The sequence below is a fragment of the Flavicella sediminum genome (assembly GCF_006381105.1).
Classification (GTDB): domain Bacteria; phylum Bacteroidota; class Bacteroidia; order Flavobacteriales; family Flavobacteriaceae; genus Flavicella; species Flavicella sediminum.
Map to the genome: position 1 here is coordinate 1,088,586 of NZ_VDET01000002.1, position 14,756 is coordinate 1,103,341.

Below are 14,756 nucleotides of genomic sequence, written 5' to 3' on the forward strand. Positions count from 1 at the left end.
TTCGTCTAGATCAAATTTACGTTTTGCTTAAAAAACGAAATCAACTCACCGGTAGACCCAATACTAAATTTTTTTAGAATATTTCGCCTATGCGTGTCTATGGTATGCTTGCTTAAAAATAATTTTTCTGCAATTTCATCACTATTCAAGTTCAATAGTAATAGCCGAATCACATCTCGTTCTCTATTTGTTACCGCGCCTAGTAAATTTTTGGTAGACATATTTTTAAAAAACAAAGTTTCGTATTCATTGTTTTCATTTAAAAATTTAGCAGAGGCACAAATATCCATATAAATAGAATCGTCAAAAACAGTATAATGCGCCAGTCCAATAACCGGTTTTCCTGATTGATCAAACTGCATTGGTGTGGTATTTTGAATTATATTGACATAACCACCAGCTCCTTTTTTAATTCTATAATTCCAAGTATAACTCATTTTAGAGCGTTTTTCTTCAGGTAATTCAACCATGGTAAAATGCATCAAACTTTGCAAGCACTCCAACCAAAGCTTGATATCTTCTTCATGAAAAAGGGACCAAAAGAAATCCATTCCACCATCCATCATTTTTTGCTTGTCAATTCCTGTACACGCTGTAAAATTTTTACTGATGTATTCAAAGCTTTGATCTACAGTATTGGTAATGCAAAAAAAGGTAGACATGTTTGGATAGTAATAATCCAACTCAATTAATTTTTTTATGTGTTCTTCTATTTCAATTCCCGAAAAGGTATCGAAAATATCTTTGTACTTATTCTTTATGTCATTCATTCGTAGCAGGGAGCATTAGATGAACCTAAAATACTTATTTTTTGCACTCTTTAAAAATTAAAAGCAACTAAAAACAAATAATTACATCATATCGCTATCCAAAATAGCAGATATCAAAAAAGTTGACCCAATATTGATTCTAAAATCGATATTAGTTATTCTATTAAACACGAACCCCCAAATTAGTCACACTACTAACCTAGCAACAATCAAAGCTACTATATCCTCATTTAATGCATCAACTTCTTGATATCTGTACAACATAAAAGTTTAAATACCTCTACCTAAACAATATATTAAAGTTAATTGTTTACAAATCCCCACACCATACTCATTGATGAGTAATTTAACTTGAAAATATTAAGAAAATAAAACACCTCAAACACATTCCTACTTTATAAGAAGGTTCTTTTATCAACAAAAAAAGCGTCCAATTTTTTGGACGCTTTTTCTAATTTCACCTGTAACTCACACAGAAATAGCTGCTCTAAAAAACTATTTATTATTCTCCTTCCAATTTTGCGGAAAGTTCAAACCAGCGCTCTTCTTTTTGCTCTAGTTCTTCAATGGTTTTTTGTAATTTTACAGAAACTTCATTGATTTTATCATCGGCAACTTCTCCATTGGCAAACTGTCCCTCAATCGTTTCTTTTTTTCGTTCTAATTTAGCAATGTCACTTTCTAAAGTTCCCCATTCGCGTTTTTCATTATAAGTCAGCTGACCTTTCTTCTTTGCTTTTTCAACAGGTTTTTCAATTGCTCTTATCACCTCTTTTTTCTGTCCCCCTTCTTTAGGTTTTGAATCTTCATAAGCTCTAAAGTCAGAATAGTTTCCTGGGAAATTTTCTATCTCACCATGTCCTCTAAAAACAAACAAAGAATCTACAATTTTATCCATAAAGTATCTATCATGCGATACCACAATTAAGTTTCCCGGGAAATCTAACAAAAAATTTTCTAGTACGTTTAAGGTAACAATATCCAAATCATTCGTTGGCTCATCCAATATTAAAAAATTCGGATTTTGAATTAAAACAGCACATAAAAACAATCTTTTACGCTCTCCTCCACTTAATTTTTCAACAAAATCATACTGTCTTTTTCTATCAAACAAAAAACGTTCTAATAACTGACTTGCAGAAATTTTATTTCCTTTTGCCAAAGGAATGTATTCTCCAAATTCTTTGATGACTTCAATTACTTTTTGACCTTCTTTGGCTTGAATTCCATTTTGCGTATAATAACCGTATTTTACGGTTTCTCCCAAAATTACTTTTCCTTGATCTACCGGTTCTTTGTGTGTAATTAAATTTAAGAAACTAGATTTACCTGTTCCATTTTTTCCTATAATTCCAATACGTTCACCACGTTTAAAAACATATTCGAAATTGTCCAATATTTTTAAATCACCCCAAGATTTAGAAACTTTATGCATCTCAAGAATTTTACTTCCTAGGCGCTCCATACTAATTTCCAATTGCACCTTGTGCTCAATTCGTCTGTTATGCGCTTTTTCCTTTATTTCGAAAAAATCATCAATACGAGATTTAGATTTTGTGGTTCTTGCTTTAGGCTGACGACGCATCCAATCCAATTCCTTTTTGAATAAATTTTTCGCTTTTTCTTGTACCACTTGCTCCAAGGCAATACGTTCTTCTTTTTTCTCTAAATAATAAGAATAACTTCCTTTGTAACGATACAATTCGCCACCATCTAGTTCTATAATTTCATTACAAACTCTTTCTAAAAAGTAACGATCATGCGTAACCATAAACAAGGTCATTTTTTCTTTTTTGAAAAAAGCCTCTAACCATTCAATCATTTCCAAATCCAAATGATTGGTAGGCTCATCTAAAATTAACAAATCAGGTTTGTTAATTAATACCGTAGCCAAACCTAAACGCTTTCTTTGCCCTCCAGAAAGCTTTCCTACTTTTAAATGAATGTCTTCAAATTTTAATTTTGTTAAAATCTGCTTGTATTGCGATTCAAAATCCCATGCATCGTATTGATCCATTAACTCAAAAGCTCTTTGATACGCATCTGCATCTTCAGGATTTTCTATGGCCTTTTCATACTCCTGAATTACTTTTAAGGTTGGGTTGTCTGAACTAAAAACCACCTCTTCAATTGTTAAATTCGGATCAAATTCATCATTCTGCGCCAAATACGCCATATGAAGATCTTTCCTCATCACAACCTGCCCTGTATCAGAAGTATCTCTGCCTGTAATAATATTCAAAATAGAGGTTTTCCCCGTACCGTTTTTTGCGACAAAAGCTACTTTTTGGCCTTTGTTAATTCCAAAAGAAATATTGTCAAACAACACGCGTTCTCCATATGCTTTGGAGATATTTTCTACTGATAAGTAATTCATTTAATTTGTATTAAGCTTTGATATAGGTATTCCTTGCAAAGAAACGATTATTTCATTTATCAATACTGCTAGAAATTCGATTTAAATAACATAAATTGCATACCCAATACAATTTGCCTCAATTTTTCATGGAACAAGCACTTTTAAAGATAGAAAACCTTCATATTTCTTTTCCTTCTAAAAAAGAAGAAAACAAAGTAATTCATGGGATTTCTTTCGAATTAAATTCCAATGAAATATTGGGAATTGTAGGAGAATCAGGAAGTGGAAAATCTGTTTCATCCTTGGCTGTTTTAGGCTTGCTTCCTAAGGCAACAAAAATAGAAGGTGCTATTACTTTTGAAGGAAAATCGCTTTGTAAACTTTCCAACAAGGAATTTCGAAAAATTAGAGGTAATGAAATCTCCATGATTTTTCAAGAACCTATGAGTTCTTTAAATCCCAGTATGACTTGCGGAGAACAAGTTTTAGAAGTGCTATTACAACACACAAAACTTTCAAAAAAAGAAGCTAAACAGGAAGTCATTCAACTTTTTGAAAAAGTAAAATTACCAAGAGCCACCGAAATGTATGGCCAATATCCACATCAAATTTCTGGCGGACAAAAACAACGAGTTATGATTGCCATGGCCATTGCTTGTAAACCAAAAATTTTAATTGCAGATGAACCTACAACCGCCCTTGACGTTACGGTTCAAAAAGAAATAATTAAACTGCTAAAAGAATTGCAACAAGAAACCGAAATGAGCATTTTGTTTATCTCTCACGATCTTTCTTTGGTTTCTGAAATTTGCAACCGTGTAGTGGTTATGTACCAAGGAAATATTGTGGAACAAGGAAATGCTTTGGAACTTTTTCACAATCCAAAAGACAATTACACCAAAGCCTTAATCAAATCGAAACCCAGCCAGACAGAACGTTTAAAAACGCTGCCATCAGTTAAAGATTTTATTGAGGGGACTTTTGATAATGATATCTATACAACTACGGAAAGAGAAGCTTTTCACGAAAAAATTTACGCAGAAAAACCCTTGTTAGAAATTAGCCAGCTTAAAAAATATTATGTTGGAAACAAAGCTTGGTGGTTTCAAAAAGAGAGTTTGGTAAAAGCCGTTGATGACATTTCTTTTAAATTGTACGAAGGAGAAACTTTAGGATTGGTTGGAGAATCGGGCTGTGGAAAATCTACTTTAGGAAGAACCATTGTTCATTTAGAAAAAGCGACAGCTGGAACAATTCATTATAACGGACAAGACCTAACAAAACTTTCGAATGCTGAAATTAAAACACTAAGAAAAGACATTCAAATTATTTTTCAAGATCCTTTTTCTTCCTTAAATCCAAGAATTGTAGTGGGTGAAGCTATTTTAGAACCCATGATAGTTCACCAACTTTATAAAAATGACCAAGAACGCAAAGAAAAAGTTTTTGAAATTTTAGAAAAAGTAGGACTGAATAAGGAACATTATTTCCGATACCCTCATGAGTTTTCTGGCGGACAGCGCCAAAGAATTGGAATTGCTAGAACCATTGCTCTTCAACCCAAATTAATTATTTGCGATGAATCTGTTTCTGCTCTAGACGTTTCCGTACAAGCACAAGTCTTAAATTTATTAAACCAGCTTAAAGTTGATTTTGGTTTTACCTATATCTTTATTTCACACGACTTGGCCGTTGTTAAATATATGGCCGATCAATTAGTAGTAATGAATAAAGGAAAAATAGAAGAAATTGGTGATGCCGATGAGATTTATGCGAATCCTAATTCTGAATACACTAAAAAATTAATTGAATCAATTCCGAAGGGGAAATAAAAAACCCGTCAAAAATCAAAATTTTTGACGGGTGCAGAAACAATTTCATAGCAATTTATTTGTTCCCCTAATTTAAAATGCATGGCATTCTAGCAATTTTATTTCTAATTATTTTAATCTCCTAAAACCGATAACCAACAGAAACATCTCCTGTTAAGGTAATATCCGGAACATATTGCGCAAAAGAATGAAAACTAATAGTACAACTTGCGTCAATCTAAATTTTCTTTTCATAATTTTTTTTTAACAACTGCATCAAAACTAAAAATTCAATTGAAACAAAATGTCCGAATACATCCATTTTGGATAAATTCGGACAAATTACAATAAGATTTATTCGGCACTAATAATCTTTCTAAACTGGGTAGGCGTGCATTTTTCGTGTTTTTTAAAGGCTGAATAAAAAGTAGACTTTGAATTAAAACCAGATTCTAAACCAATGGCTACAATAGTATATTGCCTGTATTGAGAATTCATTAGCATTTTTTTTGCCTGCTCAACTCTAAAAAAGTTTATATAATCGGGAAAGGATTTTTTGGCGTGTTGATTTATCAATTGTGAAAACAAACTAGTGCTTATTCCCAAATCTTTGGCCAAGCTCTCAAGAGTTATGATAGGATTTGTAAAGCTATTGTTTTCTATTATGTAGTTTTCTATTTTTATGAATTGCTCTGTTTTTGCTTCTTTTTGACAAAGAATTAAATTTTGATCTGGCTTTTTAGACAAATTATTTTTTTCGTTATTTCTAATTTCACTTCGCTCTTTCATCAATCGAAATTGAATAAACCCTTGATAACCGAGCCAATAAATTAAAATGGCAGAAAATAGTTTTAATGGATAATAAGCATATTTAAATTCATAATTATTTATAAAAACGGTAACAAACAAAGCTGCAACCCACATCAAATAGGTAAAACCCCCTAACTTAAAAAAACGATAAACCCAGTTTAAATTATCTAATGATTGGATTTTTAAAAACAACTGCTTCTTCTTGTAAAAAAGATAAAAAGCATAGCCAAAACTTCCAAATGAAAAAACCATGCTAACCAATTCTTCCAAAATGGTATATTTTCTAAAAAGAACATACAAATTTTCAGGATTTTGTTGCGCACTTAAATAGTAATAAACAGATATTCTAGCCAAAATAACAAAAACAAAAATTGGCATAATAATCCTTTCAATAGGAAAACACTTTTTAGCAATTTGCAAATAATTCACTAAAAACCCATAAAAATAAACGCCAATTAAAAAGTGCCAAGGCCAATAAAAATAATTTAAAATTCCGAAATCTTTTAAAAGCGGTTTTACTCCCCAAGTTTGTAAATTACTTAAGGAAACCATCAACACCAAGAGTGTTAAATAACGCATGCTTTTTTCTTTTCCTGCTTTAGAATACAAAGCGATTCCGCAAAAGACAAAACCATGGATAGCACTAACAATTAAAAATAAATTGAAAATATAATCTAATTCCATTTCATAGCTTTAACTTCAAAAATAACAAAAATCGAACGGAATCTATTCCTAATATCTAACAATGCCTTTTTCTACTAAGACAGTTCTTATGAATTTAACAGTTCATGCACATAAATTCATCCGTCAAAAAACGTATCTTGCAACCCAAATTAAAAGATAAAAAATGTGTATACAAATCTTCTAATTTGAAATAAACAGTGATAAAATTACCTATTGTGAGAACCAAAATATTCTATATACTTTCTGCATTTATACTTTTCTCTTGTGGAGCAAATCGAAACTTAAAAGACCGAGCAAATGTGGTTGAAGAATCTTCAAAAAGAGTTATAAAAAACCATTATAAAAACACTTTTGATCAAGAAACTTTAAGCGCTGATTTAAAAATAAATTTCAAAAAAGGGGGAAGCTCAAAAAGTATTTCTATGAGTTTGAAATTACAAAAGGATGAAACAATTTTATTGAACGGTTCTTTTTTCGGGTTTTCCATTTTAAAAGCCTTAATTACTCCAGACCGAGTGAGCTATTATATAAAACCTACCAAAACCTATTACGATGGTGATTTTAGCAGTTTAAGTAAATTGCTAGGAACCGATGTAAATTACGAAATGGTACAAAATCTTCTTTTGGGTGATGCCATTGTAAAACTAAATGCTACAGATTATGATTCAACATTAGACCAACAAGCGCATTTGTTAACTCCCAAACAACCCAATGAATTGGCTAAAATATTTTTCTGGGTACACCCTTTAAATTACAAAATTGAAAAGCAAGAAGTGATCAGCAATGAAAAAAATGGTTTCCTGACTATTAACTATGAAGACTTTCAAAACATAAATGGAACTTCCATTCCTGGAGCGATCTCAATTCAAGCCAAAAACGACAAAAACAACGCTAGTATTCATCTAGATTACAAATCGATAGAATTAAACAAAAAATTATCGTTTCCCTATAAAATTCCAAGCGGATACAAAAGAATCGAAAAATAATGCAAAAAACAGCTTTCCTTTTATCTTCTTTTAACCCAACTAAAAATTTAGGTTTTATCAAATACCTCCTGCTTTTTTTATTCGTTTTTTCGACCGCAGCAAATTACGCACAATCTACGAGTCAGAAAACTCTTGAAAAAAAGAGAACGCAGTTACAAGAAGAAATAAAAAAAATAAACTCGCTGTTATTCAACACCAAAAAGGAAGAAAAAAACCTTTTAGAACACGTTAATGATTTAAAACAAAAAATAAATGTTCGTTCAAAATTAATTGCCACTATCGATAAGCAGGCGGATAATTTAAACGCCAAAATCAATAGCAATTCTAAAAAAATAAAAAGCCTTAACAAAGATCTTGATGTACTGAAAGAAGATTACGCCAATATGATTTACAAATCCTACAAAAGTAAATCTTTGCAAAGCAGAATGATGTTTTTGTTTTCTTCAGACAATTTTTTACAAGCTTACAAACGTATAAAGTATATGGACCAATATACAGATTACAGAAAAAAGCAAGGAGAAGAAATAGCAAAAAAAACCAAAGAAATTGAAATCTTAAACGAGTCTTTAAAAGTTCAACAACAAGAAAAAGAAGCTTTAGTTATAGAACACAGGGAAGAACAAGCAATTATTGAACAAGACAAAAAAGAACAAGAAGTACTTGTTAAAAAAGTAAAATCTAAAGGAAATAAATACCTCGCAGAAATAAAAGCAAAACAAAAAGAAGAACGAAAAATAGATGCGCAAATTGAAAAGCTAATCCGCGAAGCTATTGCTGCCTCTAAAAAGAAAAGTAGTACAAATACCACAAAAGGATTCTTTTTAACCCCAGAAGCCAAAGCCTTAGCCTCAAAATTCACTTCAAACAAAGGAAAACTTCCTTGGCCGGTAATCAATGCCTTGGTGGTACGTGATTTTGGTAAAATAGCTAGTAAAATTTATAGTGGTATATACCACCAAAGTAACGGAATACATATTGCCACAAACAATGGAGCAAGCGCCAAAGCAATTTTTGAAGGAACTGTATTAGCCATACAAATGGATACAAGCGGCTTAAAAACTGTCATGATTCAGCACGGTAATTATATTTCCATTTACAAAGGCCTAGATACCGTAACTATCCAAAAAGGAGACCGCGTAAATGTCAACCAATCACTAGGTAAAATTCACACCGACAAAGTAACCGGTAAAACCATTTTAAAATTTCAAATATGGAAGGACAATATGACCAAAGAAAATCCTAAATACTGGTTGCTGCGTTTGTAATCTCCCCTCCTATTCAAACAAAGATTTTAATTCTGTTGCATTTTTAGGACTTAATTTCCCTGAAAGCACCAAACTTAGTTGACGCCTTCTTAAAGCCGCCTCATAGCGTTGTTTTTCTAGCTCTGTTTCTGGCACCAACTCAGGAATAGCAATGGGTTTTCTATGTTCATCTACCGCTACAAACGTATAAATTCCTTCATTTACCTTTGTTTTTTTTCTAGAAGTTCTATCTTCTATCCAAACATCAGCATACACTTCCATAGAAGTAGAAAAAGCTCTTGAAACTTTTGCCTCAATAGTAATAGTGGTTCCCAAAGGTACTGGCTTGGTAAACGCCACATGATTTACAGAAACCGTTACACAAATTGCATTTGAATGTCTTTGCGCGGCAATGCAGCAAATTCTATCCATTCTCGATAATAACTCACCTCCAAACAAACTATCTAAGGCATTTGTGTCACTTGGCAAAACCAAATCTGTAGCAATAGAATGCGATTCTTTTGCTGCTTTGTATTTTTTTGACTCCATAAATTTATAAAAGAGACAAGTTACAAAATTGCCCTTTAGCAGCAAATAAAATGACTAATATTAGTCTTAGGTGAATTTGCATTTACAAATGTTAACATATTCCAATTTTCTTAGCATTTTATCAATTACATCGAATATTATTCTGTAAATTCTACCTCTTTAAGTAATGGTTCACCGACTAACCTCAACAGTATGCCCATAAAAGTCAACACAGAACAGCTTGAAAAAAGTATTGAGTTAGCCCAAATACTCCAAAAACCACAGGAACAAGCAAAATCCAACCTTTTTTCAAAAAGAATAGGCCCCTTAATTGAGAGCCCAAAATCAAAAGTATTTTTGATCCGATTGATGGATGCATCCTTCAGGTCTAAAAACCGAAAACGTATCGCATCATTTGTACTTTCCATACTAAAACGAAATTCGAACTACACAAAAGTTTTTAATCAAAAGGAGCTAATACTCATCAAGCTATTTAAATTATTTGCACATAAAATAGCATTTATCAGCATTCCATTAATGCTGCAACAAATAAAAAAAGTCACTCGGCCTATTCTATTTTTCGTGGGCACATCTACCTTAAAAAACCATTTAAAAAACAGAAATTCTAACAACCGTACTCTAAATATAAATTTAATTGGGGAAGCTTTAATAGGGGAAGAAGAAGCCAATAGAAGAATTGAAAACTATGTTGATTTATTAAATCAAAACAACGTCAATTATATTTCCATCAAAATATCTACTATTTGTTCTTTGCTAAAACCTTTGGCCTTTAATGAAACGGTCAATCTTTTGGTTGAAAAACTCTCCATTCTTTATACAGAAGCCCTTCGTATTGAAAAAGAAACAGGTCAGCAAAAATTTATCAATCTTGATATGGAAGAATATCGCGATTTAGAACTTACCGTTGCTACTTTTATAAACACCCTAAACAAACCTGAATTCAAACACTTAAAAGCAGGTATTGTACTACAAGCCTACCTACCCGATTCCTTTTTTGCCATGCAAGAATTACAAAATTGGGCACAAGAACGATTTAAAAATGGAGGATCTCCTGTAAAAGTACGCTTGGTAAAAGGGGCGAATTTAGAGATGGAAAGAACGGAAGCAGCCTTAGAAAATTGGCCACTTGCTCCCTACAATTCCAAATTAGAAACAGATGCCAATTACAAAAAGATGATCTGTCATTTGTTAGATCCTAAATCGGCGAATTCTTTACATGTGGGAGTGGCTTCTCACAATATTTTCGATTTGGCATTTGCCCTTCAAATTGTACAAGAAAAAAATATTGAATCTTATATAGATTTTGAAATGCTTGAAGGAATGGCCAATGAAACCGTGGCTGAACTGCTAAAGCAAAAAGTTCATATTGTTTTATATACCCCTATTGTCAAAGAAAAAAATTACAACAGCGCTATGGCGTATTTGGTAAGAAGGCTGGATGAAGGAACTCAGCCCGGTAATTTTTTAAAAGAAGGTTTTCAGTTAAAAACAGGTTCTAAAAAATGGAATACCTTGCAACAACATTTTATAGATTCAGTTACCAAAATACCCAAAGTTCAAGAACTTCCAAACAGAAATCAGAACCGAGCAACTGACCCAATTTTACCGCAAATAGAATTTAAAAATACGCCTAATACCGACTGGACTTTAAAACAAAATAGAACCTGGATTTCAGAAATGAAAACCCGTTGGCAAGCTCCAAACCAAATCATACAAAGTAAAATTCCAATTGTTGCCGACTTACCTGAAAAAAAACGCGAACTTTTAAAATTATCTGGATGGAACGGCGTGGCTCCTTGGGCTTATGAACTTGCTGATTATTATGATTACAAAATGGTCATTGACGGCCAATCTTCATGGCAAGAAATAACAGCTGTAAAACGAGCTGAAATCTTAAGGGCAGCCGCTGTAGAAATAGAAAAAAACAGAGCCGATTTAATTGGTGTTGCTATTACTGAATTAGGGAAAACAGTACCAGAAATTGATGTAGAAATTTCTGAAGCCATAGATTTCGCCAATTATTATGTACAAAATTCTCTCGATCAAAATGAAATTCCTTACGAAGCTTCTGGAATAAATTTAGTTTTATCTCCATGGAATTTTCCACTCGCCATTCCTATTGGAGGCGTGTTAGCTTCTTTAGCTGCAGGAAAAAGAGTTATTTTAAAACCCTCACAAAATGCCGCAGCCTGTGCTTATTTAATCTCAAAATGCTTGTGGGATGCTGGAATTCCTAAAAGTGCTTTTGCCTTTTTACCTGCCAAAGAAAACACCTTAGATCCCTTTTTAACAGACCATACCGTATTTGACGCAATTATATTAACGGGCTCAACAGATACGGCACGTTTCCTATTAGACCGCACGCCGAAGCTTAAATTATTTGCAGAAACAGGTGGTAAAAATGCGACCATTATTACTGCCATGTCAGATCGTGAACAGGCTATAAAAAATGTAGTACAATCAGCTTTTGGAAATACAGGTCAGAAATGCTCTGCAACTTCTTTGTTAATACTAGAAGAAGAGGTTTTTCAGGATGAAAATTTTAAAGAATTATTAAGAGACTGTACAGAAAGTAAAGTCCACGGAAACCCTTGGGACTTTGCAACTGATATAGGCCCGTTGGCTGTAGAAATTTCAGACAAATTATTAAAATCCATAAAAAAAACACCTGATGAAGCTTGGTTGGTAAAGCCCAAAATTATTGGCAAATACAGTCTTACTCCAGGAATTAAGTGGGGAGTTACCACCGAGGATTATGAATATCAAAACGAACTTTTTGGACCTATCCTAGCGGTCATAAAAGCAAAAGACCTAAAAGATGCGATACACATAGCCAACGGCGTAGACTACGGATTAACGAGTGGTTTAGAAAGTCTAGCCCCCCAAGAAGTTTCGTATTGGACAGAAAACATCAAAGCAGGTAACCTATATGTAAACAGACCTACTACAGGTGCTGTTGTAGAACGGCAACCTTTTGGAGGGATTAAAGCTTCTAGTTTCGGATTTGGAATGAAAGCTGGTGGTCCAAATTATGTCTTACAATTCCTTCGAAGAAAAGAAAAATCTATATCTCCTTCAGAAATCAGTGAGGATTATAAAAAAGCATACAACACATATTTTTCCAAGTCAATTGATTATTCCAAACTAAGGGGACAACATAACAAAAACCGTTTTCTAAAACCCAAAAAAATTATTATTTGCCTTGACAATCATGTCAGTTTTGAATGTGTGACCCGAGTAAAACTCATCGCTGAAATTTTAGAAGTAGCATGTGTGCTATACACTAATGAAAGCTTCTCAAAAATCACCTATCCTTTTGAAGTAAAAAAATTGGATAATTGGCGAGAACTTTTACCAGAATTAAATCATGAAACGGTTGTAAGAGTTTTGAACTATGAACGGATTAGTGACGACTTTTTACGCATGTGCCACAATGCTTTTATACCTATTTATTCAGAAAAACCAAGCAATTATGGTCGCTATGAATTTTTAAATTATTTAAAAGAACAAAATCAATCCATTAATTACCATCGCTATGGAAATTGTATGGGCGTGAAAAGCGAATAGCTGCTAAAAAAATGCTGTAGAAATATATATCTTTACAAGAAATATATTCTAATGGCGTTTTCTCCTTCTCAATTTCCATCGAAGTTACCTTCTGTAAAAACCACTATTTTTACTGTAATGAGCAAGCTTGCCAAAGAGCAAGGTGCTCTTAATTTATCGCAAGGATTTCCTGATTTTGAAAGCCCTAAAAAATTAGTTGAAGAAGTAAATAAAGCGATGCTTTCGGGACTTAACCAATATGCTCCCATGGCAGGAATAGCAGAACTAAGAGAAATTATTTCAGAAAAATTCTCAAAACTATACAATCAATATTACTGTCCAGAATCTGAGATTACCATTACTTCTGGAGCTACGCAAGCTATTTATACAGCCATTTCTACTTTTGTAAATAAAGGCGATGAAGTAGTATTGTTAAAACCTTGTTTTGATTGTTACGAACCCGCCATTGAAATCAATGGAGGCATACCCGTTTACGTACAATTAAAATCTCCTGACTATAAAGTGGACTGGGAAGAATTCAAAAAGAAAATTTCCTCGAAAACAAAAATGGTCATCATCAACACGCCTAACAACCCCACAGGGACCTTATTAGAAAAAAAAGACCTACTAGCCTTGCAGGAAATTTTAAAAGGAACCAACATCTTGTTATTGTGTGACGATGTATACGAACATATTATTTACGATGGTCAGACGCACCAAAGTGCTTGTTTGTATCCCTATTTAAAAGAACGCGCCATTATTGCTTCTTCCTTTGGAAAAACATTTCATATTACTGGTTGGAAAGTTGGCTATTGTTTGGCTCCTAAAGAATTGATGCACGAGTTTAGAAAAGCACATCAATTTACCGTTTTTTGTGTAAGTCATCCTTTTCAAAAAGCAATTGCCAATTATTTAAAAGAACCGCAACATTATCTTGAGTTAAATAATTTTTACCAGAACAAACGAAATTTATTTTTAGACAACTTAAAAGGATCCAAATTTAAATTCACCCCTAGCAAAGGAACCTATTTTCAATTGTTAGATTATACAAATATTACCCAAGAACACGATGTAGATTATGCCATACGCATGGTGAAAGAACACAAAATTGCCTCTATTCCTATTTCACCATTTAACACAAACGCCATAGACCCAAAAACCTTGCGATTTTGTTTTGCGAAAAAAGATGAAACCTTAAAAAAAGCTGCTGACCTATTATGCAAGATCAACTAAAAATAACCCTCGTCCAAAATGACACCCAATGGAGAGCCATTGCTGAAAACTTAAAAGAGCTTTCAAAAATGATCACTTCTCTAAATGAAAAAACGGATTTAATTATCCTTCCTGAAATGTTTTCTACAGGTTTCGACATGGAGCCTCAACTAGCTGCAGAAACAATGAATGGTTCAGCCATACAATGGATGCAAAAAACAGCCAAAGAAAACAACACTGCAATTGCAGGAAGTTTAATTATTGAGGAAAAAGGGCACTATTACAACCGATTCATTTTTGTACACACAACCGGAGCTATGGTGCATTACGACAAAAAACATTTGTTTAGTTTAGCTGGTGAAGACAAGATTTATACCGCAGGAGAAAACCGTTTAATTTTTGAGTACAAAGGTTGGAAAATTGCTCCTTTTGTCTGTTACGATTTGCGCTTTCCTGTTTGGTCTAGAAATACCGAATTTTACGATTTGGCAATTTATACTGCCAACTGGCCAAAACCAAGAATTACGGGTTGGGATACCTTACTAAAAGCCAGAGCTATTGAAAATTTATGCTATGTAGCAGGGGTAAATAGAATAGGCATCGATGCCAATAACTATGAATATCCAGGACATTCACAAGTTTTAGACCCACTCGGAGAAACTGTAGGTAGTATTTCTGAAAACAAAAAAGAAACCCTAACGGTAAGTCTTAGCAAAAAACATATAGAAAACACAAGACAAAAATTTCAATTCCTAAACGATCGGGATACATTTGAATTCTCATAA

At 33.1% G+C, this 14,756-nt stretch carries 10 protein-coding genes; 6 read left to right on the top strand and 4 right to left on the bottom strand.

Annotated features, from left to right (window positions below):
- Positions 1–5: 5 nt before the first annotated feature.
- Positions 6–770: a response regulator transcription factor gene (locus FGM02_RS04825; RefSeq protein ID WP_139957180.1), complete on the bottom strand. Its 765-nt coding sequence runs from the start codon at positions 768–770 to the stop codon at positions 6–8.
- A 502-nt stretch (positions 771–1,272) separates the two neighbouring features.
- Positions 1,273–3,147, bottom strand: a complete 1,875-nt coding sequence (locus FGM02_RS04830; RefSeq protein ID WP_139957181.1) for an ABC-F family ATP-binding cassette domain-containing protein — start codon at positions 3,145–3,147, stop codon at positions 1,273–1,275.
- Between the two features lie 128 nt (positions 3,148–3,275).
- On the opposite strand from FGM02_RS04830, the gene FGM02_RS04835 reads away from it, so the two are divergent.
- Positions 3,276–4,961: an ABC transporter ATP-binding protein gene (locus FGM02_RS04835; protein ID WP_139957182.1), complete on the top strand. Its 1,686-nt coding sequence runs from the start codon at positions 3,276–3,278 to the stop codon at positions 4,959–4,961.
- A gap of 333 nt (positions 4,962–5,294) precedes the next feature.
- Here FGM02_RS04835 and FGM02_RS04840 read toward each other — a convergent pair whose 3' ends face one another.
- Positions 5,295–6,434, bottom strand: coding sequence for a helix-turn-helix domain-containing protein (locus FGM02_RS04840; protein WP_139957183.1), 1,140 nt, complete (start codon positions 6,432–6,434; stop codon positions 5,295–5,297).
- 215 nt (positions 6,435–6,649) lie between these two features.
- Here FGM02_RS04840 and FGM02_RS04845 point away from each other — a divergent pair, with 215 nt between their 5' ends.
- Together FGM02_RS04845 and FGM02_RS04850 are read left to right on the top strand one after the other, a co-directional pair.
- Entirely contained in the window at positions 6,650–7,420 is a 771-nt protein-coding gene (locus tag FGM02_RS04845) for a DUF4292 domain-containing protein (protein ID WP_166461133.1), read from the top strand.
- Positions 7,420–8,685 (top strand): murein hydrolase activator EnvC family protein, encoded by a 1,266-nt coding sequence (locus FGM02_RS04850; protein ID WP_139957185.1) that lies wholly within the window; start codon positions 7,420–7,422, stop codon positions 8,683–8,685. Before FGM02_RS04845 ends, FGM02_RS04850 begins: the two co-directional genes overlap by 1 nt.
- A gap of 9 nt (positions 8,686–8,694) precedes the next feature.
- On the opposite strand, the gene FGM02_RS04855 is transcribed toward FGM02_RS04850, so the two are convergent.
- Positions 8,695–9,213 (bottom strand): acyl-CoA thioesterase, encoded by a 519-nt coding sequence (locus FGM02_RS04855; protein ID WP_139957186.1) that lies wholly within the window; start codon positions 9,211–9,213, stop codon positions 8,695–8,697.
- 192 nt (positions 9,214–9,405) lie between these two features.
- Here FGM02_RS04855 and FGM02_RS04860 point away from each other — a divergent pair, with 192 nt between their 5' ends.
- Genes FGM02_RS04860 through FGM02_RS04870 form a run of 3 tightly spaced genes read left to right on the top strand, consistent with a single transcriptional unit; the run spans position 9,406 to position 14,756 of the window.
- Positions 9,406–12,780, top strand: a complete 3,375-nt coding sequence (locus FGM02_RS04860) for a proline dehydrogenase family protein (RefSeq protein WP_139957187.1) — start codon at positions 9,406–9,408, stop codon at positions 12,778–12,780.
- Positions 12,781–12,831: 51 nt separating this feature from the next.
- Complete coding sequence (locus FGM02_RS04865; protein WP_139957188.1) at positions 12,832–13,992, top strand: methionine aminotransferase; 1,161 nt, start codon at positions 12,832–12,834, stop codon at positions 13,990–13,992.
- The gene (locus FGM02_RS04870) at positions 13,977–14,756 is read left to right on the top strand and encodes an amidohydrolase (RefSeq protein ID WP_139957189.1); all 780 of its coding nucleotides are present in this window, start codon (positions 13,977–13,979) and stop codon (positions 14,754–14,756) included. Before FGM02_RS04865 ends, FGM02_RS04870 begins: the two co-directional genes overlap by 16 nt.

Excerpts from the sequence above, each read along its gene's own strand:
- FGM02_RS04855 (WP_139957186.1), bottom strand. The coding sequence starts at position 9,213 with ATGGAGTCAAAAAAATACAAAGCAGCAAAAGAATCGCATTCTATTGCT.
- FGM02_RS04865 (WP_139957188.1), top strand. The coding sequence starts at position 12,832 with ATGGCGTTTTCTCCTTCTCAATTTCCATCGAAGTTACCTTCTGTAAAA.
- FGM02_RS04840 (WP_139957183.1), bottom strand. The coding sequence starts at position 6,434 with ATGGAATTAGATTATATTTTCAATTTATTTTTAATTGTTAGTGCTATC.
- FGM02_RS04860 (WP_139957187.1), top strand. The coding sequence starts at position 9,406 with ATGCCCATAAAAGTCAACACAGAACAGCTTGAAAAAAGTATTGAGTTA.
- FGM02_RS04870 (WP_139957189.1), top strand. The coding sequence starts at position 13,977 with ATGCAAGATCAACTAAAAATAACCCTCGTCCAAAATGACACCCAATGG.
- FGM02_RS04850 (WP_139957185.1), top strand. The coding sequence starts at position 7,420 with ATGCAAAAAACAGCTTTCCTTTTATCTTCTTTTAACCCAACTAAAAAT.
- FGM02_RS04835 (WP_139957182.1), top strand. The coding sequence starts at position 3,276 with ATGGAACAAGCACTTTTAAAGATAGAAAACCTTCATATTTCTTTTCCT.
- FGM02_RS04830 (WP_139957181.1), bottom strand. The coding sequence starts at position 3,147 with ATGAATTACTTATCAGTAGAAAATATCTCCAAAGCATATGGAGAACGC.
- FGM02_RS04825 (WP_139957180.1), bottom strand. The coding sequence starts at position 770 with ATGAATGACATAAAGAATAAGTACAAAGATATTTTCGATACCTTTTCG.